The sequence below is a fragment of the Embleya sp. NPDC001921 genome (assembly GCF_053594475.1).
This window is the reverse complement of record NZ_JBSFEO010000015.1, coordinates 115,429-140,842: the sequence shown is the minus strand read 5'-3', so window position 1 is coordinate 140,842 and position 25,414 is coordinate 115,429. Positions and strand designations below refer to the sequence as shown.

General features: G+C 73.5%; 22 protein-coding genes. 6 read left to right on the top strand and 16 right to left on the bottom strand.

All coding sequences use genetic code 11. The features are described 5' to 3' along the window. Positions 1-16: 16 nt before the first annotated feature. The 3 genes from ACWCPW_RS19540 to eccB all read right to left on the bottom strand — a co-directional run bounded on the left by ACWCPW_RS19540 (position 17) and on the right by eccB (position 2,444). The gene (locus ACWCPW_RS19540) at positions 17-304 is read right to left on the bottom strand and encodes a WXG100 family type VII secretion target (RefSeq protein ID WP_449762821.1); all 288 of its coding nucleotides are present in this window, start codon (positions 302-304) and stop codon (positions 17-19) included. Between the two features lie 81 nt (positions 305-385). After that, positions 386-691 (bottom strand): WXG100 family type VII secretion target, encoded by a 306-nt coding sequence (locus ACWCPW_RS19535; RefSeq protein WP_449762820.1) that lies wholly within the window; start codon positions 689-691, stop codon positions 386-388. A 274-nt stretch (positions 692-965) separates the two neighbouring features. After that, positions 966-2,444 (bottom strand): type VII secretion protein EccB, encoded by a 1,479-nt coding sequence (eccB, locus tag ACWCPW_RS19530; RefSeq protein ID WP_449762819.1) that lies wholly within the window; start codon positions 2,442-2,444, stop codon positions 966-968. A 150-nt stretch (positions 2,445-2,594) separates the two neighbouring features. Between eccB and eccE the strand changes: the two genes are divergently transcribed. The 3 genes from eccE (at position 2,595) to ACWCPW_RS19515 (ending at position 8,979) form a co-directional block, all read left to right on the top strand. Further along, complete coding sequence (gene eccE / locus ACWCPW_RS19525; protein WP_449762818.1) at positions 2,595-3,878, top strand: type VII secretion protein EccE; 1,284 nt, start codon at positions 2,595-2,597, stop codon at positions 3,876-3,878. 40 nt (positions 3,879-3,918) lie between these two features. Next, the gene (locus ACWCPW_RS19520) at positions 3,919-4,758 is read left to right on the top strand and encodes a hypothetical protein (RefSeq protein ID WP_449762817.1); all 840 of its coding nucleotides are present in this window, start codon (positions 3,919-3,921) and stop codon (positions 4,756-4,758) included. A gap of 186 nt (positions 4,759-4,944) precedes the next feature. Beyond that, entirely contained in the window at positions 4,945-8,979 is a 4,035-nt protein-coding gene (locus ACWCPW_RS19515; protein ID WP_449762816.1) for a nucleotide-binding protein, read from the top strand. Positions 8,980-9,049: 70 nt separating this feature from the next. On the opposite strand, the gene ACWCPW_RS19510 is transcribed toward ACWCPW_RS19515, so the two are convergent. The 9 genes from ACWCPW_RS19510 to rimP form a co-directional block, all read right to left on the bottom strand. Next, positions 9,050-10,000: a bifunctional riboflavin kinase/FAD synthetase gene (locus ACWCPW_RS19510; RefSeq protein WP_449762815.1), complete on the bottom strand. Its 951-nt coding sequence runs from the start codon at positions 9,998-10,000 to the stop codon at positions 9,050-9,052. Between the two features lie 118 nt (positions 10,001-10,118). Continuing rightward, entirely contained in the window at positions 10,119-11,012 is an 894-nt protein-coding gene (truB, locus tag ACWCPW_RS19505) for a tRNA pseudouridine(55) synthase TruB (protein WP_449762814.1), read from the bottom strand. Beyond that, complete coding sequence (locus ACWCPW_RS19500; RefSeq protein WP_449762813.1) at positions 11,009-12,136, bottom strand: DHH family phosphoesterase; 1,128 nt, start codon at positions 12,134-12,136, stop codon at positions 11,009-11,011. The genes truB and ACWCPW_RS19500 overlap by 4 nt, the downstream gene beginning before the upstream one ends. Then, a complete protein-coding gene (rbfA, locus tag ACWCPW_RS19495; RefSeq protein WP_391582779.1) occupies positions 12,133-12,627 on the bottom strand; it encodes a 30S ribosome-binding factor RbfA in 495 nt (164 codons plus the stop codon). The genes ACWCPW_RS19500 and rbfA overlap by 4 nt, the downstream gene beginning before the upstream one ends. Before the next feature lie 132 nt (positions 12,628-12,759). Then, a complete protein-coding gene (locus ACWCPW_RS19490) occupies positions 12,760-13,053 on the bottom strand; it encodes a DUF503 domain-containing protein (protein WP_395862144.1) in 294 nt (97 codons plus the stop codon). A gap of 203 nt (positions 13,054-13,256) precedes the next feature. After that, positions 13,257-16,439 (bottom strand): translation initiation factor IF-2, encoded by a 3,183-nt coding sequence (infB, locus tag ACWCPW_RS19485; protein ID WP_449762812.1) that lies wholly within the window; start codon positions 16,437-16,439, stop codon positions 13,257-13,259. A 98-nt stretch (positions 16,440-16,537) separates the two neighbouring features. Then, positions 16,538-16,906, bottom strand: coding sequence for a YlxR family protein (locus ACWCPW_RS19480; protein ID WP_449762874.1), 369 nt, complete (start codon positions 16,904-16,906; stop codon positions 16,538-16,540). A gap of 8 nt (positions 16,907-16,914) precedes the next feature. Further along, complete coding sequence (gene nusA, locus ACWCPW_RS19475) at positions 16,915-17,937, bottom strand: transcription termination factor NusA (RefSeq protein ID WP_395862140.1); 1,023 nt, start codon at positions 17,935-17,937, stop codon at positions 16,915-16,917. 3 nt (positions 17,938-17,940) lie between these two features. Next, entirely contained in the window at positions 17,941-18,507 is a 567-nt protein-coding gene (rimP, locus tag ACWCPW_RS19470) for a ribosome maturation factor RimP (protein ID WP_449762811.1), read from the bottom strand. A gap of 235 nt (positions 18,508-18,742) precedes the next feature. Between rimP and ACWCPW_RS19465 the strand changes: the two genes are divergently transcribed. Genes ACWCPW_RS19465 through ACWCPW_RS19455 form a run of 3 tightly spaced genes read left to right on the top strand, consistent with a single transcriptional unit; the run spans position 18,743 to position 20,612 of the window. Next, positions 18,743-19,216 (top strand): hypothetical protein, encoded by a 474-nt coding sequence (locus ACWCPW_RS19465; protein ID WP_449762810.1) that lies wholly within the window; start codon positions 18,743-18,745, stop codon positions 19,214-19,216. After that, positions 19,213-19,698 (top strand): ferritin-like domain-containing protein, encoded by a 486-nt coding sequence (locus ACWCPW_RS19460; RefSeq protein ID WP_449762809.1) that lies wholly within the window; start codon positions 19,213-19,215, stop codon positions 19,696-19,698. Before ACWCPW_RS19465 ends, ACWCPW_RS19460 begins: the two co-directional genes overlap by 4 nt. After that, on the top strand, positions 19,695-20,612 hold the full coding sequence (locus tag ACWCPW_RS19455) for an aminoglycoside phosphotransferase family protein (RefSeq protein WP_449762808.1): 918 nt from the start codon (positions 19,695-19,697) through the stop codon (positions 20,610-20,612). Before ACWCPW_RS19460 ends, ACWCPW_RS19455 begins: the two co-directional genes overlap by 4 nt. A 51-nt stretch (positions 20,613-20,663) precedes the next feature. Here ACWCPW_RS19455 and ACWCPW_RS19450 read toward each other — a convergent pair whose 3' ends face one another. The 4 genes from ACWCPW_RS19450 to ACWCPW_RS19435 form a co-directional block, all read right to left on the bottom strand. Further along, on the bottom strand, positions 20,664-21,191 hold the full coding sequence (locus tag ACWCPW_RS19450) for a GNAT family N-acetyltransferase (protein WP_449762873.1): 528 nt from the start codon (positions 21,189-21,191) through the stop codon (positions 20,664-20,666). Between the two features lie 124 nt (positions 21,192-21,315). Beyond that, positions 21,316-22,173, bottom strand: coding sequence for a GNAT family N-acetyltransferase (locus tag ACWCPW_RS19445; RefSeq protein WP_449762807.1), 858 nt, complete (start codon positions 22,171-22,173; stop codon positions 21,316-21,318). 124 nt (positions 22,174-22,297) lie between these two features. Next, positions 22,298-23,791, bottom strand: coding sequence for an alpha/beta hydrolase (locus ACWCPW_RS19440; protein WP_449762806.1), 1,494 nt, complete (start codon positions 23,789-23,791; stop codon positions 22,298-22,300). Continuing rightward, positions 23,788-25,239 carry an alpha/beta hydrolase gene (locus ACWCPW_RS19435; protein WP_449762805.1) on the bottom strand — a complete coding sequence of 484 codons (1,452 nt, stop codon included), beginning with the start codon at positions 25,237-25,239 and terminating at the stop codon, positions 23,788-23,790. The genes ACWCPW_RS19440 and ACWCPW_RS19435 overlap by 4 nt, the downstream gene beginning before the upstream one ends. Between the last annotated feature and the right edge of the window lie 175 nt (positions 25,240-25,414).

Sequence of the window (25,414 nt, the reverse complement as noted above, 5' to 3'; positions counted from 1 at the left end):
TCGGGCCTTGTCGGTGCTAGCCCCACATCCTGGCGTTGGAGGCCTCGGTTCGGCGGTACGCGTCGGCCGCGCGCGTCAGGCCGTCGGCGATGCCGTTGAGCGCCTCCTGCAGGCCCCGCGCGTTCCGGTCCCAGCTCGCCTGCTGGACCAGGTAACCCTCGCGCGCGTCACCGGACCACGACTCGGTGACCGGCGCGATGTCCCGCTTCAGGCTCGACTGCATGTCGGCGAGGCGGGCGTTGAGGGCGCGGATATCGGCTGCGGCCTGTTCGAGCGCAGCGAAAGTGACAACTACCTGCGACATGCTTTCTCCCCAGTACGAGAGCGGGTACGACCGCCTGCGACCGAGCGCCCGGCGGCGAATGGACCGAACGAGGGAACTCGGTCAGAACATCAGCTTCGAGATGTTGCCGGACACGGTCGTCTCGGTCCGGTCGTACGAATCGGCGTTGTGGCCCATCGCGCCGGAGATGGCGTCGAGCGCGCGCTTGACCCCGAGCGCCTTCTGCACGGCCTGCTCCTGCAACGGGTCGAATCGGTTCCTGGCGGCACCCTGCCACCGGCCCTCGATCGCGTCGACCTTGCGGTTCATCTCCTGGATCGCCGCTTCGAGATCGGTCGCCACGCCCTGAACCTTCTTCGACAACTCCGCCAACATCTGCGGAGTGATCCTGAACGCTTCACCTGCCATGTTTCACCAGCCCCCATGAGACGGACGTGCGCGAGGCAAGGTCGTGTCACCCGGGTCGGGTCCCCCGCACCAACGTCACGGTTTGCGACGTCGTGGGAACTCTAACCGCATTCGAGGACGCCACCCAAGCCGAATCCTACGCACGGTCACCGAAACCCAACGCTGTGGATACACCTCCGGCTTCGTGCAAAATGCCGGTATTCGGTGTTGCCTTCGGGTCGAGCCATCACCCCTCGCGACCCGCCCGCCGCCTTTGCGACCCTTGGCCCCAGCCTCAGGAACCTTGCGGCCTCCTGGCGTCCGCCGTACTCAACCGCGGCCCACGCGAAACCAGTTCGGACCATGCCCTGGGCAACGGCCGCGCCTCCACACCCCCGTAACCCAAGCGCAGCTTGGCCTCGCTCTCCTGCCCCGGCACGGCCGGCGCGCCGCCGGTCCGCGCCGTCTCCGCAATGGCGTAGCGCAGACCGGAGTCGGCCACCAGATATGTCGGACCGCCGTCGTCGGGCGTCCCGGTCACCTCCCGATACAGCACCCCCGCACCGGGTTTGACCCACACGCCGCCCATGCCGTCGACGAGTTGCTCCGGCGGTCGGGTCCCGGCGGACTGCGCGGTCACCGGCCGGCCGCCGTTCCACTCGCCGGAGAAGGTGTTGCACACCACGTTGCGCGGCAGTTCCAGGTCGTCGCGGGCGATCCGGTTCATCGGCGTCGGCGGAATCTCCGGCCAGCCCTTCTCGGCGCCGAACGTACGGTCCTGCACCACCGCGCCGCCGAGCGTGCCGAGGTTCACCGGGAAGGCGGTGGGTGCGGTGGTCCCGTACGCCTCCCGCGCCCTCGGGTTGGTGGTGAGCAGTACGGCGGTCAACTCGCCGACCGGCATCACACCCTCGTGGGTGACCACGTAGTTCTGTCGCCGGGCGGCGCCCTCCGCACGCAGCACGATGCCGACCCGGTTGTACTCCGGGGCCAACGGCAGTCGGGTCGCCGCGCCGTAGTCGGCCGGCATCGGGTGGTCGATCGTGCCGCCCTCGATCAGCGTGGCCAGCCACGCGTCGCCGACCGGTTGCGCCGGTGTGCCGACCAGGTTCAGCGCGCCGATCACGGTCGGCGCCTCGACCGTGAAGCGCCTGCCCTGATGGACGAGGTACTTGTGCCGGTTCCGGTCCTGCACGAACAGCGCCTCACCCGGTCGCAGCGCCCCCTCCGCCGGGGCGGCGCCGATGAACACGCCGCGCTGCGGCTCGCCGGCCGGGTCGGGCCTGCCGTCCTTGCCCGGGGCCGGCCGCTCGCACACGGTCCAAGGTCTGCGTGCCTCGACCTCCTTGGCCGTCGGCAGCCGGTCCGGCGCGTTCGGAATGCCCAGCGGCGCACCGTGAGCGACACTGTCGAGCCGCTTCTCCGCAACCACGTTGACCTTGAACCTGCCCGGGTCCAACAGCAGTCGGCCCGAGGCGATGTTGAGCACCGGGTGCAGCCTGCCGTCCAGGAAGACGTACCGACTCGCCGAGTCGCGCCCCACGATCAGGCTGCCCCTGTCCTTCCAACCCGGCGGCGTACCGGGCTTGATCAACCCGACCACCGCGAACCCGACCAGCACCAGCATCGCGACCACGATGCTCGGCGCGACCATCCGCGTCGGCTTGGGCGCGTTCTCCTCCGTGCCTCCGCCCGGGGCCGGTTGCAGGAACGCGGCCACCACGCGGCGGCGCGCGAAGATGTACGCCTCGAGCTGCTCACGGCGCGTTGCCATCGTTCTCCCCGTGATCGACGTGCGCTCCGGCCGAACCTTCCACACCCCCGCGACCGCGAGGTCGCGGGCAAACCTGTGGACACGTACCGTACGGTGTTCCGCACTCACTGTGACAGCAGGGCGACAAATCGTGACCATGGGGGAGCTGACGTGGCCGCACCCGCGCCGGTAGGGACGCATCCACGGGCCCGCGCGTCCACACCCGACGGGACGACGCCGGCGTCGCGGCGCGCGACGCTTCGCCTGCACCCGCGCGCCGGTCGCGTCGGCGGCGTCCTGGTGCAACAGATCGTGCTGATCCAGCTCGGGGCCTTGCTGTTCGCGATCGCGGCGACCGCGAACCCGGCGGCGTCGATCGGCCTCGGCGCGGTGGCGGTGCTGCTCGTGGCGCCGGCCCTGGTGCGGCTGCGCGGGCGCTGGCTCGTGCAGTGGCTGCCGATCGTGTTCGACTTCGGCCGGCGGCGCCGGCTTCCGGCCGTCGCGGACGACGCGGATGCGGTGCCGGCCCCGGTCCTGGAGTGCGCGCCGCACCTGGTGACCGGCTCGGTCGACGACCGCGAGCGCCGTTCGATCGGAGTGATCGGCGACGGCACCTTCCTCACCGCGGTGTTGCTGGTCACCTCGCGCGACGAGCCGCTGCGTCCCGCGCGCGGGCAACGGTCGCTGCCGCCGACCGTGATCGTGAGCGCGCTGGAGGTCGACGACGTGAGGTTGGCCTCGGTACAGGTGGTCCAGCACACCCGGCCGGCACCCGCCGGCCACCTGCCCGAGGAGTCGTTGGCCGCCACGTCCTACCGCCAACTCGTCGAACAGGGCCTGCACGACGTACCGGCGCTGCGGCTGACCTGGATCGCGTTGCGCTTCGACCCCGAGCTGTGCGCGAGCGCGGTCGCCGCGCGCGGCGGCGGCGAGCAGGGGGCCCAGCGCGCGCTGCTGCGCGCGGTCGACCGGCTCGCCGGCAACCTGACCGGCGCCGGATTCGAGGCCCGCGCGCTCGACGAGGCCGAGCTGATCCAGGCACTCGCCACCTCGTGCGGCGTGAACCTTTCCACCCGCCGGTACGGGTACGGGCGCGGTGGGCGGCGGACCGTCGAGTCCAGGCGGGCGTGGCGCTGCGACGACCGCCGGCACACCACCTATTGGGCGAACCGCTGGCCGGAGCCGACCCAGGGGCGTACCTCCGACCCGATCGGCACGCTGACCGCGACACCGGCCATCGCCACCACCTTCGCGTTGACCGCGACGCACGGCGTGGGCGGCACCACCGCGCTCACCGCGCACGTCCGGATCACCGCCCGCTCCGACAGCGAACTCGCGGATGCGACGAAGCAGTTGGAACGCCGGGCCCGAGCCGAAGAGATCGGCCTGACCCGGCTCGACTGGGAGCAGCAACCGGCCCTGCTGGCCACTCTGCCACTCGGCGGCCTGGCGTGACGAATCGTCACATTCCGGTAGGTACAAGGAGGATCGACCAGTGAGCACGGCCGATACCGGCCGGGGCCGGCGCCAGGCCCCGAACGCCCGCGGCGACCACCGGAATCCGAACCCGACGCCCGCGCCCGACCCGGCGCCCGGCTCGGGAGGAACCCCCGCGTCCCGGCCCTCCCGGCGCGGGGGCCCGGCCCGGCTGGTCGGCCCCAGGCACGAGCGGCACCTGCCGACCACCGCTCAACTGCCCGCCCTCGCCCTGCCGGTGGGCGACGACGGCGTGGTGATCGGAGTCGACGCCGAGCGCGAGCCGGCCGTGCTGGGCCTGTTCCGGCCCGAGGCGCTGCACATCGCGTTCGTCGGCGGCGCCCACGCGGTGCAGATCATCGCGCTGCGGGCCGCGGCGATCGGCGCGCGGGTCGCGATCGAGTCCGGCCGACCGCGGTTGTGGTCCGCGATGGCCCGGGCCGCCGGTGGCGCGCAGCCGTGCGTGACGGTACATCAGGTGGGTCGGCTCGGCCCGCAGGGACCCACGGCGGGCAGCCCGGTCCTGGTCGTCCGCGACTGCGGCGCGCGACCGCCGCGCGATCGGCTCGCGCCGGTCGCGTGGCAGACCACGCTCACCCTGCTGCCCTTCCTGGACCCGGCACAGGCCCGGCGGCGAATCGGCGCGGGCTCGGACCTGGTCGCCCTCCAGCGGGTCTCCCCGATCGAGGCGCGGGCGGCGTCCTCGGTGTTGTTCCTGCCCGACGAGGACGAGGCCGTGCTGCCCACGCTCGCCGACGAACTGACCCTGTGGAATGCCGGGACGTCGCGTAAGTACGTTTTGCTGACGCCCACTCCGGCCGAGCTCGGCCTGCTCGGACCGCCACGCCGGATGGACTGACGAACAGCGCTCGCGACACCGGCTCTGAGCGAACAGGTGGACGGACCGGCGACGACCGCCGACACCCCTGACTACGCTGTGAGGCTCGTGCAGGGGGCGAACCCCGACCCGGGTCGGGGTACGGCGGACGGCGGCGGCGTGTGATCTGAAGCCGAGCCGCCTCCGGACGATCGGAAGGACCACACCGTGAGCAGCGAGCAGGACGGCGCACACATCGAGACGGGGGCGGACGAGGAAGAGGAGTGGTCGGGACCCGACTTCACCATGCCCTCGTGGTACACGCACCAGGACGGCGGCGCGCCCGCGCCACCGCCGTCCGGGGTCCGCGCGCCCGCGCCTCCCCCGCAGGGTCACCAGGTGCCGGCGGCGCCTGGGTACGGCAGCCAGGATCCGACCCTGGTGCCGCCGGCGCGGACGCCCGAACCGCCCGCCCCGCTGCCGTACGGGACCGGCGCCGGCGCGCACGGGCCGACCGGCGATACCCCGGAGCCGTACGGATCCGCCGCCGGCGCGCCCTCGGCCTCGGTGCCGCCGGCCCGCCCGGCGGGCGACCCACCCGGCTTCGGCGCCCCGACGCCCGAACCGCCCGCGAACGCGCCCGCGCCGACCGAACCGCCGGCCCCGTACGGCCAGGGCGCCCCCGGCCGACCCCCGGCGCCGCTCCCCTACGGCACCCCCTCGGCCGAGCAGCCGTCCACCGAGGCACCGGCGCCCCCCTACGCACCGGGCGATCCCACCATGGTCGTCCCACCGTCCTTCGAGGCCCCCGAGCCGCTCGCCGACGCACCGGCACCCCCCGCACCCACCTACACACCGGGCGAGCCGACCATGGTCATGCCACCGTCATCCGAGGCCCCCGATCGGCCCACCGACACGCCGACCCACACACCCGGCGAGCCGACGATGGTCGTCCCACCGTCGTTCGAGACCCCCGAGCCGCCCACCGACGCACCGGCACCCCCCGCGCCGACCCACACTCCCGGCGAACCCACCATGGTCATGCCACCGTTCCTCGACCCGAACGGCGCCGCCGACGCGCCGACCGACCCGGCACCGACCCACACGCCGGGCGAGCCGACCGTGATCGCCCCACCGTCGTTCGAGACCCCCGAGCCACCCACCGAGGCACCGGCACCCCCCACACCGACCTACACACCCGGCGAGCCGACCGTGATCGCCCCACCGTCGTTCGAGACCCCCGAGCCGCCCACCGCCGAGCCGGGTGCGGCCGGTGCCGCCGACGAACCCGGCGCGCCCGCCGCACAGTCGGAGCACCGGGGTCCGGACCGCGCCGAGCAGGCCGAGCAGGCCCCGCCCGCCGCCCGCTCCAGCGATGTCCCGCCCGCCGAGCAGCCGGTTTCCGCCCCGCCGAGCGACGCCGCCCCGAACCTCGACGCACAACCTGCCGCGCCCGACGCACCCGTCGAGCCCGACGCGCCCGACGCGCCCGACGGGACCGACCACGCGCGCCCGGAGGCGCCGGTCGATCCGCACGACGTGCCCACCACGCCCGCCGGCGGCATCCCCGTCTCCGGCCCCTCGGCGCCGGCGCCGGCCCCCGAGGCACCGCGCACGGAGCCCGCCGACGCCGCCGGACCCGCTCCACGGCACACACCCGAGCCGCCCACGCACGACAACCACCAATCGGCCGAGCCGCACCGACCCGCCGCCGTCGGCGCGCAGCCGACGCCCGAGCCGCACCCGGCCCCCCAGGCTCCTCCTGCTCCCCCTGCTCCCCAACCCGAGGTTCGAGCCACCGAAGCGCCGCAGCCCCACCCGACACCGGCAGCGGCGGCAGTCGCGGCGGCCGCGGCGGCCCTCGACGCATCGCAACCACAGGCCGGCGACCACCCGCGGCAACCCCAGGCCCCGGCGGACCGGCAGGCACCGCCCGCCGACGGATACCCGCCCCACGCACAGCAGCCCGCACCGCCGCAGGGCGCCCCCGCGCCGTATCCGCCGCAGCAGCCGGGTGCCACCCACCCCGGCCCCCCGCCGCAGCAGCAGTACCCGGGCCGGGCCCAGGGCGCCCCGCTGCCCGACCCGGCGACCCGGCTGCTGCCGCCGATCACCGACGACATGGCTCCGCCCCCCGGTTACCAGCAGCAGGCCCCGCCCCCCGGCGCCGCGCAGCAGCCGCCTGCGCCCGGCGCCCCGCAGCCTGCGGTCAGCCCGCCGCACGGCTCGCCGATGCCGCCGCCGGCCTGGTCCGGCACGGCCCCGGGCAACGGCGAGGCGTGGGGTGGCTCCGCCCCGCCGCCGACCGGACAACCGCTGCCGCCGCCCGGCGGCGAGCCGATGGCGCCACCGCAGCAGCAGCGCTCGTGGATGCGGCGCGCGTTCGGCGGCAACGAGCCGGAGCAGCCGGAGGGTGGTCAACCGCCCTACGCCCAGGCTCCCGGCCCGTACAACCAGGCTCCGGGTCCGTACCAGGGCGCCCCCGCCCCGCAGGCCTACCCCCAGCCCGACCCGAACCAGGCGCACAACCCGTACGCCCAGGGCGCTCCCGGCCAGGGTCAGGGCCAGGCGCCGTACGGCCACGCCGGCCCCCAGGGCCAGGAACCGCAGCAGTACGGCCCGGGCGGCACCCCCTACGGGCAGCCCGAGGCCCACCAGCCGTACGCCCAGGGCACCCCGCCGCAGGGCGCCCCCGTGCCGCAGCACAACCCGTACGGCCAACCACCCGGCCCACAGGCCCCCGACCCGCAGTCGGCGCACCACCCGGGCACTCCGCCACACGGCGCACCCGGCCCGCAGGCCCAACCGGGCCCACCGTCCGGACAACCGACCCCGCAGGCCCAACCGGGCCCGCCGTCCGGACAACCCACCCCGGCCGACCGCGCACCCGAGCCGCCCAACCCGTACGCCCAGGCACCCGGCCCGTACGCGCAGGCACCCGACCAGTACGCGCAGGCGCCCGACCCGGCCCAGCCGTACCACCCGGGCACCCCGCCGCAGGGCAGCCGGCAGCCGCAGGCCTGGTCGCCCGACGGCGGCGCACCCGCGCGGACCGGCGGCGGCGCGCCCCTGGGCTACACCGCCGCCGTCGAACTGACCAGCGACCGGCTGCTGCGCAAGCAACCGCAACCGCGTCGGCAGACCCCGCGCTTCCGGATCGGCGGCAAGTCCGCCGACGCCCGCCGGGCCGAGCGCCTGGACCGGATCCGCACACCCGTCCTCGGCTGCTACCGGATCGCGGTGATCAGCCTCAAGGGCGGCGTCGGCAAGACCACGACCACCACCGCACTCGGCGCGACGCTGGCCACCGAGCGGCAGGACCGGGTGATCGCGATCGACGCCAACCCGGATGCCGGCACACTCGGCCGCCGGGTCCGCCGGGAGACCGGCGCGACCATCCGCGACCTGGTCAACTCGATGGCCCACGTGCACAGTTACATGGACATCCGGCGGTTCACCTCGCAGTCCTCCAGCGGCCTGGAGATCCTGGCCAACGACGTCGACCCGGCGGTGTCCACAACGTTCAACGACGAGGACTACCGCTCGGTGATCGACCTGCTGGGCAAGCAGTACCCGATCATCCTGACCGACTCGGGCACCGGCCTGCTCTACAGCGCGATGCGCGGTGTGCTCGACCTGGCCCACCAGTTGATCGTGATCAGCACGCCCAGCGTGGACGGCGCCACCAGCGCGAGCACCACGCTCGACTGGCTGGTCGCGCACGGCTACGCGGATCTGGTCGCGAACAGCATCACGGTGATCTCCGGCGTCCGCGAGACCGGCAAGATGGTCAAGACCGAGGACATCGTGGCCCACTTCGAGACCCGCTGCCGTGCGGTCGTGGTCGTCCCGTTCGACGAACACCTGTCGGCGGGCGCGGAGTTGGACCTGGACATGATGCGGCCCAAGACCCGCGAGGCGTACTTCGAACTGGCCGCCCTGGTCGCCGAGGACTTCCACCGCACCCAGCCGTCCGAGCAACAGCACCAGTGGCAGCCGCAGTACGGCCAACCACAGCAGCAGGCGGCACAGCAGCAGCCCTACTACGGCCAACCGCAACAGGCACAGCCGTACCCGCAGCAACAGCAATATCCCCAGCACCAACAGCAGCAGCCCCAGCAGCCACAACCGCCGCAACAACACCCGCACCAGCAGCCGCACCCACAGAACCCGCAACAACCGCAGCAACCCCAGCAGCCGTACTACCAGCAGCCCCCGCCCGGCGACTGGCAGCAGCAGCCCCCGCCGCACCAGGGAGGCTGACACGCCGAAGGGCCGCCCCGGAGATTCCGGGGCGGCCCTTGGCACATCCGTCGCGAAGCGGCGCGGGCGCTCAGCCCGTCGGGTCCAGGTCCGCCGCGTCGATCAGCTCACGTGCCCGCTTCACATCACGCGCCATGTGTTCCAGCAGGTCGTCGATCGAGTCGAAGCGCTCGGTACCGCGCAGGTACTCCAGGAAGTCCACCGCGACGTGCGTCCCGTACAGGTCGAGGTCGGTCCGGTCCAGCGCGTACGCCTCGACCCGCCGCTCGGTGCCGTCGAAGGTCGGATTGGTGCCGATCGAGATCGCCGCCGGCAGCCGCTCGCCATCGATCACCAGCCAGCCCGCGTACACCCCGTCGGCCGGGATCGCCGTGTACGGGAGCACCTCCAGGTTGGCCGTCGGGTAACCGAGTTCGCGCCCGCGCTGATCGCCGCGCACCACCACGCCCTCGACCCGGTGCGGACGCCCGAGCAGTTCGGCCGCGCCCGCCACGTCGCCCTCGGCGACCCGGGCCCGGACCACGGTGGACGAGAACGTCACGTCGCCGGAGACGAACAGCTCCGGCTCGACGACGGTGAAGTCGTTCGCCACGCCCAACTCCTCCAAGAGCGCGACGTTGCCCGTCGCCTTGTGGCCGAATCGGAAATTGCGCCCCTCGACGACCACGGCCGCGCGCAGCGTGTCCACCAGCACCTGCCGGACGAAGTCGACCGCGCTCTGCCGGGACAGTTCGAGCGTGAACGGCACCACCAGCACCGCGTCCACTCCCAGGTCCGCCATGAGCTGCGCGCGCCGGTGGTGCGGCGTGAGCAGGGGCGGATGGCTGCCGGGCCGGACCACCTCGCTGGGGTGCGGGTCGAACGTCACCACGACCACCGGCAGCCCGCGCTCGCGACCGATCGCGACCGCCTGGCCGATCGTCCGTTGGTGCCCGCGATGCACACCGTCATAGGACCCGATCGTGACGACGGAGCGTCCCCAATCGCTGGGGACGTCCGCCAAGCCCCGCCAACGCTGCACCGTAACCGCTCCTCGTTCTTCGTGACGTGTCGCGGGTCCAGCTTCCCATGCAGGGGCCGTCGCACGATCCCGCCCCCGCCGTGGCGACCATCACCCCGGATCCGGTCCGGGGCGCGGCTCAGCCCACGAACACCGCGAGCGGCCGGGCCACTCCCTGCCGGTTCTCCACCAGGGCCAGGAACGTCCCGTCGGGCCCGAACACCCCGACCGGCCCCTCGCTCTCGTCGGCCGGCAACCGGCCGCCGTGCGATACGGCGCGCGCCTGGTCCTCGGTGACCTCGCGGCGCGGGAACGCCGCCGCGGCGGCCTCGGCGATCGGCAGCACGCCGAAGGACTCCTCCAGCCCCTCGAGCGTGTGGGCCCGATCCAGCGCGTACGGACCCACCCGGGTGCGCCGCAGCGCGGTCAGGTGCCCGCCCACCCCGAGCCCGGCCCCCAGATCGCGGGCCAGCGCGCGGATGTAGGTGCCGGACGAGCAGGTCACCCGCACGTCCAGGTCGATCGTGTCGCCCTCACGGCGGGTGGCGAGCACCTCGAACGCGGAGACGGTGACCGGTCGGGCGGCCAGCTCGAACTCCTCGCCGTCACGCACGCGCGAGTAGGAGCGCTTGCCGTCGATCTTGATCGCCGACACCTTCGAGGGCACCTGGAGGATCGGGCCGGTCAACTCGGCGACACCCGCCGCGATCGCGGCGTCCTGAACGTGCGCGGCCGAGGTGGTCTCGGTGACCTCGCCCTCGGCGTCGTCGGTGACCGTGCTCTGCCCGAGCCGGATCGTCCCGTCGTACTCCTTCTCGGTGAGCGCGAGATGGCCCAGCAGGCGGGTGGCCTTCTCGATGCCGATCACCAGGACGCCGGTGGCCATCGGGTCCAGCGTGCCCGCGTGGCCCACCCGGCGGGTGCCGGCGATCCGGCGCAGCCGGCCCACCACGTCGTGCGAGGTGAGCCCGGCCGGCTTGTCCACGATCACCAGACCGTCGGGCGGCGGGGGTCCTGCGTTGCGGCGCTTCACGCGTCGTCTCCCGGGGTTGCGTGCGCCGGAGCGACCGGCAGTAGTGCGTCGGCGAGGAGGTCCCGGAATCGGGCCACCACCTCGGCCGGTGGGTCATAGGCGGTGAATCCGGCCGCGAAGGCGTGTCCGCCGCCGCCGAAGGCGCCACAGACGCGCCCGAGGTCCACCGCGCCCTTGGACCGCGCGGACGCGCGCAGCGCGCCGTCGTCGTCCTCCTTGAGCACCAGCGCGACCTCGGCCTCGCCGCTCTTGCGGACCACGTCGATCACGCCCTCGATCTCGTCCAGCCGGATCCCGTGCGCGGCGCGTTCGGCGCGGGTGATCACGGTGGACACCAGCCCCAGGCCGCCCGCCGCGCCGGCGTCCAACTCGGCGCCCGCCAGGGCGGCGGCGAGCACCTTGAGATAGCCGAATCGGCAGGTGTCCCAGATCGCCCGCTGGATCAGGTCGTGCCGTATCCCGGTGGCCATCAGCCGAGCCGCGAAGGTGTGCGTCTCGGGCGTGGTCCCCACGTACTTGAACGAGCCGGTGTCGGTGACCAGCCCGGTGTACAGCGCGGTCGCGATGTCGGCGGTCAGCGTCGCGCCGAGCCGGGTGATCAGCTCGTCGGCGAGCACCGCGGTCGCGGGCGCCTCGACGTCGATCAGGTGATGCGTCCCGAAGCACGTGTTGGACGCGTGGTGGTCGACCACCAGCAGCGTGCCGGCCGCCTTCGCCTTGGCCTCCAACAGGCCCAGCCGAGCCGAGCCGGCCGCGTCGAAGACGGCGACCAGTTCGGGCTCCTCGGGCACTTCGGTGTGCGCCACGAGCAGGTCCTGGCCGGGCAGGAACTCCAGCGAGGACGGCACCACGAGCGGGTCGTCGCCGTAGGAGACCCGGACCGTGCGGCCCAGCTCGCGCAGCGCCAGCCCGACGGCGAGCGCCGAACCCAGCGCGTCGCCGTCGGGGCTGACGTGTGCCAGCAGCGTGATGTCCTCGGCCGTCAGGAGCAGGCGTACCGCCTCGTCCCAATCGGCCGCACCCGGCGCGGTCGGCGGCACCGTCCGCACGCCCGACTCGCCGGTCCGCGGCTTCGCTCCCGCGGCCGGGCCGGGCTCCCGGTCCGCCGCCACGCCTGGTGTCAAGGTCGGTCGCCCTCCTGTGTATCCGCCTTGGTCTCCGCCTCCGACTCGTCGTCGGAGTCCTCGGAGTCGTCCACGGCCGGGGTCCGATAGGGGTCCGCGTCACCGGCATAGCCGGCGCCCGCGGCGGTTGAGCGTACCGCCGCATCGGCCTGCTGTGCCCGGGCGAGGAGATCGTCGATGAGTTTGGCGTTGTCCGGAAGCGCGTCGGCGATGAACGTCAGCGACGGCGTGTGTCGCACGCCGGTCTGGCGGCCCACCTCACTGCGGAGTACGCCCTTGGCGCTCTCCAGCGCGGCGGCGGTCGCCGCGCGCTCGGTCTCGTCGCCGTAGACCGTGTAGAACACGGTCGCCTCACGGAGGTCACCGGTCACTCGTGCGGCGGTGATCGTCACGAACCCCAGGCGCGGGTCCTTGATCCGGCGCTCCAAGGTCTCCGCGACCACAACCTGGATACGGTCCGCGAGTTTGCGCGCCCGCGCGGTGTCGGCCACTGATCCTCCTGCGATTGCTCGGCATTTCGGCGGAACCCCCGCGCCCGGGGTCACCGGACGCGAAGGCCGCTCTCGTTGCTTGTTCTTCTTCGGTGTTCGTGCGCTGCCCGTTCGACCCGGGTCGAACGATCGTCAGTCGTCGTCCCCGTACACCCTGCGGCGTGCGGAGAGCAGCTCCAACTCGGGCCGGCCGGCGACCAGCCGTTCACAGCCGTCCAACACCTCGGCACATCGTTCGACGCTCGCGGAGACCACCGCGATGCCGATCACGCTGCGCCGATGCAAATCCTGATGCTCCACCTCGGCGGCGGCAACGGCATTCTTGCGCTGAAGGTCCGCCAGGATGGGGCGGATCAGAGATCGTTTTTCCTTCAACGAGTGCACATCGCCGAACAGCACATCGAGGCTGATGGTTCCCACAAACATAGGCGACGGGCCTGGCCGGCCCGGGAGGCCTCGGGTCGGGGCCGCTGGGGCCGCCGACGAAAAGAACCGGGCTCGCACGTCGCGGCCCGGACACCACTGGTCACGCTCGCTCTGCTGGTATTGCGAGACGCCGGATCCGCCCGGTGTGCACCGGGCGGATCCGTCGTATCGGTTCAGCGGTTCGATCGGTTCGAGCTACCGGGTCAGCCTCGCGGCTTCTCCCGCATCTCGAACGTCTCGATGATGTCCTCGACCTTGATGTCGTTGAACGAACCGAGGTTGATACCGCACTCGAAGCCCTCGCGGACCTCGGTGACATCGTCCTTCTCGCGACGCAGGCCCTCGACGTTGAGGTTGTCGGCGACGACCGACCCCTGCCGGATGATCCGCGCCTTGGTGTTGCGCTTGATCGTCCCGCCGGTGACCATGCAGCCCGCGATGTTGCCGAGCTTGGAGGAGCGGAACACCGCGCGGATCTGCGCCGTGCCGAGCTGCACCTCTTCGTACTCGGGCTTGAGCATGCCCTTGAGCGCGGCTTCGATCTCCTCGATGGCCTGGTAGATCACCGAGTAGAAGCGGATGTCGACGCCCTCGCGGTCCGCCATCGTCCGCGCCCGGCCCTCCGGCCGGACGTTGAAGCCGATGATGATCGCGTCCGAGGCCATCGCCAGGTTGACGTTGGACTCGGTGATCGCACCAACACCCCGGTCGATGATCCGCAGCTCGACCTCTTCGCCGACCTCCAGGTTGAGCAGCGCGTCCTCCAACGCCTCCACCGAACCGGAGCCGTCACCCTTGAGGATGAGGTTGAGCTGCTGCATCTCGCCGGCCTTGAGGGCCAGGTCGAGGTCCTCGAGCGAGATCCGCTTCGAACGACGGGCCAGCAGCGCGTTGCGCTCCCGAGCCGCCCGCTTCTCGGCGATCTGGCGCGCGGTGCGCTCCTCCTCGACCACGAGGAAGTTGTCACCGGCACCCGGCACCGAGGTCAGACCCAGCACCATGACCGGACGGGACGGCGCGGCCTCGGTGAGGTTGTTGCCGTTCTCGTCGATCATCGCGCGGACTCGGCCGTAGGCCTCGCCGACCACGATCGCGTCGCCGATGCGCAGGGTGCCGCGCTGGACCAGGACGGTCGCGACGGGGCCGCGGCCCTTGTCGAGGTGACCCTCGATCGCGATGCCCTGGGCCTCCTGGTGCGGGTTGGCGGTGAGCTCCAGAGCCGCGTCCGCGGTCAGTACGACCGCTTCGAGCAGCTCGTCGATGCCCAGGCCCTGCTTCGCCGAGATGTCGACGAACATCGTGTCGCCGCCGTACTCCTCGGCCACGAGCCCGTACTCGGTGAGCTGGCCACGGACCTTGGTCGGGTCCGCGCCTTCCTTGTCGATCTTGTTGACCGCCACGACGATCGGCACGCCGGCCGCCTGCGCGTGGTTGAGCGCCTCGATCGTCTGCGGCTTCACGCCGTCGTCCGCCGCGACCACGAGGATCGCGATGTCCGTCGACTTGGCGCCGCGGGCACGCATGGCGGTGAACGCCTCGTGACCCGGGGTGTCGATCAGGGTGATCTTGCGGTCGATGTCGTTGACCGTGGTCGCGACCTGGTAGGCACCGATGTGCTGGGTGATGCCACCGGCCTCGCCCGCGATCACGTTCGTCTTGCGGATCGCGTCGAGCAGGCGGGTCTTGCCGTGGTCGACGTGACCCATGACGGTGACCACCGGCGGACGCGCCTCGAGGTCGTCCTCGTCGCCCTCGTCCTCGCCCCATTCGAGGTCGAAGGACTCGAGCAGCTCGCGGTCCTCCTCCTCCGGGGAGACGATCTGGATCACGAAGTCGAGCTCGCCGGCCAGGATCTGCAGCTCCGCGTCACTGACCGACTGGGTCGAGGTGAGCAGCGAGCCGAGGTTGAACATGATCTGGACGAGAGCCGCGGGGTTCGCGTTGATCTTCTCCGCGAAGTCGGTGAGCGAGGCACCGCGCGACAGCCGGACGACACGCCCGTTGCCGCGAGGAGCCATCACGCCACCGGCGGACGGAGCCTGCATGTTGTCGAACTCTTGACGACGCTGACGCTTCGACTTGCGCGCGCGGCCCGGACGCCCACCGGGACGACCGAACGCGCCCTGCGTGCCGCCGCGACCACCGGGGCCACCACGACCGCCGCCGCCGGGACGACCGGCGAAGCCGCCGCCGCCACCGGGACGACCCGGAGCGCCGCCGCCACCACCGGGACGGGGACCGCCGAAGCCGCCACCGCCGCCACCGGGACGACCGCCACCGCCGCCGGCACCCGCCGGACGACCGCCGCCGCCACCACCGGGACCACCGGGACGACCGGGCGCACCGCCGGGACGACCGGGACCGCCGGGGCCACGAGCGGGCGCCGGACGGTTGGGCATCATGCCCGGGTTGGGACGCGGGCCACCGGGGCCTGCGCTACCACCGGGACGGGGACCCGCGGGGCCACCCGAACCACCCGGACGCGGGCCACCGGCCGCAGGACCCTGCGGACGCGGCGGCATGCCACCGGGAGTGGGTCGACCGGCACCGCCGGCGGCCTGCGGCCGCGGCATGCCGGTGCTGCCCGAGGTGAAGGGGTTGTTGCCCGGACGCGGGCCGGCGGGACGCATGCCACCCGGACGGGGGGCACCTCCCTGACCGGGACCGCCCGGACGCGCGCCACCGGCGGACGGAGCGCCACCGGTACGCGGACCGGAGGGACGCTCGCCACGCTCGGGACGATCGCCGCGCTCGGGACGGCCACCGGGGCCGCCCTGACCGCCACCGGCCGGACGCGGACCCGGACGGCTGCCCGCCGGACCCGAGGAGGCCGCCGCGGGACGGTCCGAACGCGGACCGCGCTCGGCCTGGCCGCGGTCGCCCTGACCACGCTCGGCCGGACCGCGGTCGGCGGGACGCGCCGCCGGGCGCGGGCCCGGAGCCGGCGCACCGGCCGGACGCTGACCCGACTGTGCCGCGGGACGCTCCGCCTGACGCGGGGCGGCCGGAGCCGCCTCCGCGGCCGGCGCGGCCGGCACCACGGGCGGAGCGGTGCTGCCCTGGGGGGCCGGGCGCGGCGCCGGGCGCGGGCCCGGAGTCGGCGCACCCGCCGGGCGCGGGCCCGGAGCGGGGGCAGGACGCGCCGAGGCGCCCTGCGGGGAACTGGGGGTGGCCCCCTGCGGCGCGCCCGAGGGCGCGGGACGCTGGGGCCGGCGGGCGGGCCCGCCTTCCGTCTTGAGTGCTTCCGTCAGTTTGCGAACAACCGGCGCCTCGATCGTCGAGGACGCCGAACGAACGAACTCACCGAGTTCTTGGAGCTTGGCCATGACGACCTTGCTCTCGACTCCGAACTCCTTGGCGAGTTCGTATACCCGGACCTTTGCCACGTCGCTCCTTCTGGTCCGGGGTTGGTCGTCCGCCGGACCGTCACTACCGCATGTCTGTACTCATCGCGTACTCATCGAGTGCTCATCGCAATCTCGACCTACTTCCGACTCGCGAGGTACTGCTTCGCTGGACCTGTCCGACCGACCTCTGACAACCCATCACCGCTCAAATAAGCACGCAGTGGTGCCGAGTCCAGCGGCCCCGGCACGCGCAAAGCCCGAACGAACGCCTTTCGACGCTCAGCCTGGGCCAGGCACTCCGGATCGGGGTGCAGATGCGCGCCCCGTCCGAGCATTCGGCCGCGGGGGTCGGGGACACAACTGCCCTCCACCGCCACGACCCGCAATAGGTCGGCCTTGGCCGCACGCTGCCGACAACCTACGCACGTTCGGCACGGAGAGGCAGTGATTTCCTGCTTCTCCGACGTTGTACGAGGGCATGCTCGGGGACGCCTGCGACCAGACATGTTCAAGTCTACCGCTCCTCACCGCGACCTGGTTCGGTCGACCGTCCCCGGTCGTCCGATTCCCCGGTCTCGGTGTCCGGCCGGATGTCGATGCGCCATCCGGTCAATCGCGCGGCAAGGCGGGCATTCTGCCCCTCCTTGCCGATCGCCAGCGAGAGCTGGTAGTCGGGCACCGTCACCCGGGCGGAACGCGCGGCGAGGTCCACGACCTCGACCTTGCTCACCCGGGCCGGCGACAGCGCGTTGGCCACCATCCGCGCGGGGTCGTCCGACCAGTCGACGATGTCGATCTTCTCGCCGTTCAACTCGGCCATGACGGCACGCACGCGTGCCCCCATCGGCCCGATGCACGCGCCCTTGGGGTTGAGCCCGGCGCGCGTGGAGTAGACGGCGATCTTGGAGCGGTGGCCGGCCTCGCGGGCGATCGCGGCGATCTCGACGCTGCCGTCGGCGATCTCCGGGACCTCCAGCGCGAACAGCTTCCGCACCAGGTTGGGGTGGGTGCGCGAGAGCGTGATGGACGGCCCCTTGGGCCCACGCCGCACCTGTACGACATAGCAACGCAGGCGCATGCCGTGCGCGTACCGCTCGCCCGGTACCTGCTCCTGGGGCGGCAGGATCGCCTCGATGCGACCCAGGTCCACCAGGACGTTGCGATTGTCCTTGCCCTGCTGGACCACGCCGGCGACGATCTCGCCCTCACGGCCGGCGAACTCGCCGAACGTGATCTCCTCCTCGGCGTCGCGCAGCCGCTGCAGGATCACCTGCTTGGCGGTGGTCGCCGCGATCCGGCCGAAGTCGTCCGGGGTGTCGTCGAACTCGCGAACGCGCTGTCCGGCCTCGTCGGTCTCGGTCGCCCACACGGTGACGTGCCCGGTGGCACGGTCGAGTTCCACGCGCGCCTTGGGCAGGCTGCCCTCGGTGCGGTGGTATGCGATCAACAGGGCCGATTCGATGGCCTCGACCAGGAGGTCGAACTTGATCTCTTTTTCGCGCTCAAGCCCGCGCAGGGCGCTCATGTCGATGTCCACGTCCTACGCCTCCTCGTCCATGGTGTCGTCGTTGTCTGTGTCGTTGTCGTGGTCGATGTCGTCCTCGACCCCGGTGTCCTCGTCGTCCTCGGCGTCGGCCGCCGGGTCCGCGCTCTTGCGGTTGAACTCGACCTGCACGACCGCCTTGGCCACCTCGTCGTAGGTCAGCCGGCGCGGCTTGCCCTCGACGTCCAGCTGCACGCCGTCCGCGTCGCTCGCGCCGATCCGGCCGGTGACGGTGCCGCCGTCGTGCAGGTGGACCTGGACCAGCCGATCCGCCGCGCGGCGCCAGTGGCGCTCCAGCGTCAGCGGGCGGTCCACGCCCGGGGTGGTGACTTCCAGTTGATAGGGCAGGCTGCCGAGCACGTCGCTCGGGTCGAGCACGTCCGAGACGGCCCGGCTGACCTCGGCGACCTTGTCCAGGTCGACGCCGCCGTCGGCGGCGACCATCACACGCAGCACCCGACGCTTGCCGGCGGGGGTGAGGGAGAGATCCTCCAGATCCACGCCCACCGTCGATACCACCGGCTCCAGCATCTCCCGCAGCCGGTCCAACGTGGTGGTGCTCATCCGGGTGACTCCTCGGCTGCGTGTGCTGTTGTCTCAGGTGCGTCGACCGCCCGGGGCGGGTCGGGGAAGGACAACAGTATCCGGTCCGGAGGCCATCTCGCGCACGTCCGCCCGGCGTACGCCGGATGTCCGCCGAGGTCCGCACGCCCGCATATGCGGTAGCGTCCGACACGGCCGGGGCCGGCGACGGACACCGGGCATCGCACATCACGGACGAGGTTCAGGAGCGGGACGCATGCGCGACGCGGGGCCGACGCGACGGGCCGTCCTGGGCACCGTGGCCGCGGCGACGATCGCCGCGGCCGTCGTCGGTTGCGACGACAACGGCGGGGGCGCGGACCAGGGTCGACGCCGGATCGACGACGCGGCGCGCGAACGGGCGTACGCGGCGACCGGGGCGCTGCTCGCACACTACGACGCGGTCGCCGCGCGAGACGCCGCCCTGGCCGAGCGGATCCGGCCGCTGTCGCTCGAACTGCGCGAACACCTGCGCGTGTTCGCCGGGGGCGCGTCGCATTCCGCGCCGCCTCCCGGCGCCGCGCCGGTCGACGCCGCCGCCGCGGGCAGCGCGGTCGCCGACCGGGCGCAGCAGGCGTCCGACGAGCGGCTGACCGGACTGGACGCGGTCTCCCCCGAACTCGCCCGCCGACTGGCCGCCACCGCCGCGTGCCTGGCGGGTCACGCCCAACTGCTTCGGAGCGCATCGTGAGCACGCCGCGACCGACCCCGTCCGGGTCCGCCAACCCCGAGGTCCGGGCGCTGAGCGAGGCGTTGCAGGCGGAGCACGCGGCGGTCTACGGCTACGGCGTGGCCGGCGGGCGGCTGACCGGTGCCGCGCGCACCCAGGCGCGCACCGCGTTGGACACGCACCGGGCCCGCCGGGACACGATCGCCCGGCTGATCACCGATCGGGGCGCGCCGGCGCCGGCCGCGGCGCCCGCGTACACGATCCCGTTCCCGGTGGCCACGCCCGCGGACGCGACTCGGCTCGCGGTGCACCTGGAGGACGGGGTCGCGGTGCGGTTGGGCGAGCTGGTGGCCCTCGCGGGCGCCCCGCTGCGGAACGAGGCGGCGGGCTGGTTGCGCGAGACCGCCGTGTGGGCGGTGCGCTGGCGCGGCACGAGTACGCCCTTCCCGGGGTTGCCCGCCTCGGCCGAGCCCGGCGCGCCGACGGCCGGGGGCCGCGCGTGAGCGATCGGGTCGAGGTGCCGGAACGATTGACCCGGACCGCGCTGCGCTGGTGCGGCGAGGAGGTCGCCCGGCCGTGGCTCGCGGGGCTGCCGGACGCGGTCGCCGAGTACGCGCGGCGCTGGGGGCTGACCGTCGAGCGGCCGATCATCCCGGGCGGCGCGCTCAGCCTGACCTTCCTGGTCCGGCTCGCGGACGGGACGCCTGCCACGCTCAAGCTCGGCCTGATCGACCGCTACACCGCGCACGAGGCGGCCGCGCTCGCGTTGTGGGACGGCGTCGGGGCGGTCCGGCTGTTGGACGGTGATCCGCAGCGCGGCGCGCTGTTGTTGGAGCGGCTCCAGCCGGATGTGTCGCTGCGCTCGCTGGCCGAGGACCGGGCGATGCTGGAGGCGGCCGAGGTGATCCGCAGGTTGTGGGTGACCCCGCCCGCGGACTGCGCGATCGAGCCGGTCGCGGATCGCGCCGGGCACTGGGCCGAATCGATCCCTCGCCGGTACGCGGACCTGGCCGGCCCGTGCTCCCGGGCGCTGGTGGACGAGGCGGTGGCGCTGTGCCGCGAGTTGGCCGACTCGCAGCCCGAGGTCGTGGTCCTGCACACCGACTGCCACCACGGCAACGTGCTGGCGGGTACCCGGGCGAAGTGGCTGGCGATCGACCCGCGCCCGATGCTCGGCGAACGCGCCTTCGACCTGGGCCCGCTGGTGCGGGACCGGATGGCCACGGTGGTCGCCGAGTCGCGCCCGCAGGCGCTGGTGCGGCGACGGGTGACCTGGCTGGCGAACGCGTTGGACCTGGACGCCGAGCGGGTGCGCGGGTGGGCCCTGGTACAGGCGTTGGCGCTGGGTCTGTGGTGCGTGTCGGTCGACGATCCGGCGGGCGAGGACCTGCTCTCCGTCGCCGAGTGGCTGTCCTGATCCGGTGCTCGCCAGGCCCCGCCCGGATCCGGGTCGGGCCGATCGGGCCGGTCAGGTGAACGGCAGGATCGCGCCCATCACCGTGTAGGGGCGGTCGTTGCCCGGGAACAACACCGGGCGGGCCAGGTCCCGGAACCCCAGGCCCCGGTACAACCGGCGGGCCGGGGTCTGTTCGTCGATCGCGGACAGCAGGATGTGCGACCGGTCCTGCCCCCGGCACAGCAGGGAGATCAGGGTGCGCCCGATGCCGTGGCCCTGCCAGCGCGGCAACACGTGCAGTTCGCCGACCACGAACGACTCGTCCAGCCAGGCCCGATGTCCGGCCCGGGCCAGGTGCGGCTCGATCACCAGGCTCCACCACTGGTCGGTGAGGTTGGGGTAGCCGTAGCCGAATCCGACCAGCCGACCCGCGGCGTCGAACGCGCCCAGGGACCGCACCCCGGCGAAGGTCGCGTGCCGGCGCATTATCCGCTGCCGTACCGCGATCTCGTCGTCGGCCAGACCGAACGCGCCGGCCTGGACGTCGACCGCCTCGTCCGCGTACTCGGCGAGATCGACGACCCGGCACGTCCACTCCATCAGCACACGCACTCCCCAGGGGCCGGGCCCCGCCGCCGCCCACGTACCGCCGGTTCGGGCCGCGTACCCGCGCGTCCCATCGGGGAGCGCCGCGTCGGCCCGGGCGACATCCGCTCGGGCCCCATCAGAACAGCACGCTCATGAAGGTGCCGGTCTCGGCGAAGCCGACCCGCCGGTAGGCCGCGCGTGCGGGGCCGTTGTAGCTGTTCACGTACAGGCTGGCGATCGGGGCGACCTCGCTCAGCGCGTGGCGCAGCACCGCGGCCATGCCGATCTCGGACAGGCCCTCGCCGCGCCGCTCCGGCGCCACCCACACGCCCTGGATCTGGCACGCCTGCCGGGTGACCGCGCCGATCTCCGCCTTGAACACCACCCGGCCCTCCTCGATCCGGGCGAACGCGCGTCCACCGGCGATCAGTTCGGCCACCCGCGCGCGGTACAGCGTGCCGCCGTCGCCGATCAGCGGCGAGACGCCGACCTCCTCGGTGAACATCGCCACGCACGCGGGCATCATCAGATCCAGTTCGTCCGGACGCACCCTGCGCACCAGCGGATCCGCCGCGACCTCGCGCGAGGGTTGGTCGGCGACCATCAGCGGCTGGATCGGGCGGACGTCGCGGGCCGGGCCCCACACGGGTTCGAGCAACCGCCACAGGTCGGCCGCCGCCTGGGCCGGGCCGACGATCGACGAGCAGCGCCGGCCCTGGCGGCGGGCCCGCTCGGCGAAGGAGCGTATGGCGTCCGGGCCGGCCTCGACCGGGACCAGGTTCGCGCCCGCGTAGCACAGCGAGGTGAGCCGACCGCTCTCGTAGTACCCCCATAGTTCGCCGCCCAGCCGCCACGGATCGACGCCCGCGAGGCGGACCCGGGACGCGACGAAGACGTTCGTGACGGGGTCACGGTCGAGCAGCGCCTGGACGGCGGACAGGTCGGTCCCGTCCAGGACTTTGGTGGAAACCGAGCTCAGCACGTGCCTCACCATGCCATCGGGCGGACCTTGGGGAAATGCCAGTCTTGCGGCACCACCCTATGCAGGTCCGGGCCGCGCGCGCCGCCCGGGAGGCGACGGGATCCGCGACCGGGGCCGGCGGCCCCCCGCGGGCGGGTCAGCGGCGGAGCCGAGGGACCGCCGATCGGCGCGGCCGGGGCTCGCTCGACGCGGCGCCGGCGCACTCGGTGTCGGTGGCCGGCAGGGTGCCGTCCACCAGATAGGCGGTGCCCCGTTCGTCGACGCATCCGCCGTCGACGAGGTAGTGCCCGTGGTTGCCGTTGTCGCGCACGGTCAGCAGTCGCGAGGAGGGCAGCGCGGCGTGCATGCGCAGGGCCCCGTCGTAGGGCGTCGCCGGGTCGCCGACGGACTGGATCAGCAGTACGCCGGGCAACCCGGCACCGTCGATCCGGGTCGGCGGCGCGGTGTTGCTCTGCAGGTACAGGCACGCGCCGGGGGACGCGATGGCCGCGCCCAGCGCGCCGTGCCGGGCCCGGAGCAGGGCCATGTCGCGATCGAGCACCGCCTCGTCGGCCGGGAAGGGCGCGTCCGCGCAGGCCACGGTCTGGAACACCGACTCGAAGTTGACCTCGTCCTCGGTCGCCGGCTTGCGTCCGGCGATCAGCGCGGCCGGATCGCCCGACGCGTAGTCCGCGAGCGCGCCGGACATGCTCGCCCAGTTTTGGTCGGTGTACAGCTTGCCGAGCGTGTACTGGTCGAGTTCGACGCCGCCGAACACGCCGCCCGCCGGGTGCGCGGCGAGTTCGGTGCGCAGCCGGTCCCAGGTCGCCAGTACGGCCGGCGGGGTCGAACCCAGGTGGAAGCGGTCGGCCCGCTCGGCGGTCCACGCGGCCCACTCGCGCCGGCGCGCGTCGAATCCGGCGGCCTGGAGGAAACCGGTCTCGTACCAGACCCGGGTCGGGTCGACCAGGCTGTCCAGGAGCATCCGGTGCACCCGGTTCGGGAAGAGCTGGCCGTAGACCGCTCCCAGGTAGCTGCCGTACGAATAGCCCAGGATCGAGAGCCGCTCCGCGCCGAACGCGGCCCGGACCAGGTCGAGGTCGCGTGCGATGTCCCGGGTGGTCAGGTGCGGCAGCAGGTCCGCGGCAAACGCGCGGCAACCGTCGGCGAGCGCGCGGGTGGCGGCCAGGTGCGCCGCCCGGCTGCCCGGCATCGCCGGGTCGGGCTTGGGCCCGCGGCCGAACGTCGCCGGGTCGGTGCACATCACCCGGGTGCTCGTGCCGCGCCCGCGCAGGTCGAAGCCGATCAGGTCGTAGGCCCGGCGCACCCGCTCGGGCAGGCCGCCGGCCAGTGCCGCCATCGAGCCGACGGCGGCGGCGCCCGGACCGCCGAAGTTGACCATCAGGATGCCCTGGTACTCGGCCGCGGTCCCGGTCGCCGCGACCTTGGAGACGCCGACCCGGATCCGCGGGCCGGTCGGCCGGGCGTGGTCCAGCGGCACGCCGATACCGCCGCAGCGCTCCCCCGGCGCGGTGCCCGGCGGGCAGTCGCCCCACACGATCGGCTCGGTCTGTGCCGTGGCGGGCGCGGCGGCGGTCAGCACGGCGGCGGTCAGCGCGCCGGCCAGCAGGACGCGGACGGCGCGGGTCACGATTCCTCGCAGGTGGTGTCGCGGCCCGCCGGGAGCGTGCCGTCGGTCAGATAGGCCGCGGCGGCCCGCAGGACACAGTCGTTGGGCTGGAACGCGAGGATCCCGTGGTCGCCCTCGCCGAGCACGGTGATCAGATGCGAGGACGGCAGCACGTGGTGCAGCGCGCCCGCCCCGGCGGGCGGGGTGGCCGGATCCCGGGTGCCCTGGATCAGCAGCACCGGCGGCAGGTCGTGGCCGTCGATCGTCGGCGGCGTGCGCGCGGGCACCGGCCAGAACGCGCAGGGCGCGTTCAGCCACGTGTTGGACCAGGTCACCAGCGGCGCGACCCGATCCACGGCGCGGGCGTCGCGGTCCCAGACCGACCAGTCGCGCGGCCAAGGGCCGTCGTGGCATTCGACGGCGGTGTAGATCGCGGTGCCGTTGGCGTCCTGCGCGGTGGGCGGGGCGTACAGCGCGGCCAGCGGGGCCGGGTCGCCCGCGTCGTGGGCGCGCAACGCCCGGGCGAACCCGGGCCAGGTCCGCGAGCCGTACAGGATCCGGGTGGCGATGTCGCGCAGTTCGGCGGGGCCGACGGTGCCGCCGGCGGGCTCGGCCCGGACACGGGCGAGCACGCGGGCGAACACGTCGTCCAGGTCGGCGCCCTCGGCGGCGACGAAGTCCCGCCAGCGGCCCTGGAAGGCGACGTCCTGTCGCAGGTTGGCGCCGTACCAGACCTGGTCCGGGCGCGGGTCGACGACGCTGTCCAGGATCATCCGGTCGACCCGCTCGGGGAACGAGTGCCCGTAGACCGCGCCGAGATAGGTGCCGTACGACCAGCCGATGAAGGAGATCCGGGGTTCGCCCAGTGCGGCGCGGACCAGGTCGAGGTCGCGCGCGTTCTCCAGCGTGCCCAGGTGCGGCAGCAGGTGCCCGGCCCGCTCGGCGCACCCTCGCGCGTAGTCGCGGGCCCGCTCGACCAGGCGCTCTTCGTCCCGCGCCGTGACGGGCACCGGGTCCGGCTTCGGCGCCCGATCGAAGCTCGCGTCGACGCACGAGATGGGGTCGCTGTGGTGGTTGCCGCGCGGGTCGACGCCGACGATGTCGTAGCTCTGCCGCACCCGTTCCGGCAGCGCGTGTCGCACCAGGTCGGCCAGCCACATGCCGCCGCCGCCCGGGCCGCCGGGGTTGACCACGATCGTGCCGAGCCGTGGCTTGCCGCCGAGGGCCCGTGCCATCGAGACGCCCAGGGTGGTGGTGGGCCCGTCGGCACGCGCGTGGTCGACCGGGACGGCCAGCGTCCCGCAGCGCAGTCCGGGTGCGGCGACATCGGCCGGGCACGCGCCCCACGCGATGCCGGGCGACACCCGGGCCGGTGGTCGCCCGCCCGGGTCGGGACCACTGCCAGGGCCCGCCGCGGTGCCCACGATCATGCCGGCGACGGCCAGTGCGGCCACGATGACGCGTCCCACGCGCGACGCCCCTCCCCCGGGGGCGATGCCCCGATCATGTATCTCGATGATCGGGGTCGGTTACCGGAGGTAGGGGCGCATCAACGATATGTCACTCGGGTGGGCGAGTGGATTGATCCGGGCGGGCGGCGGTCGGCGGGCTGTGCCGGGCGGGCCGAAGCCGCCATCGCCGGCG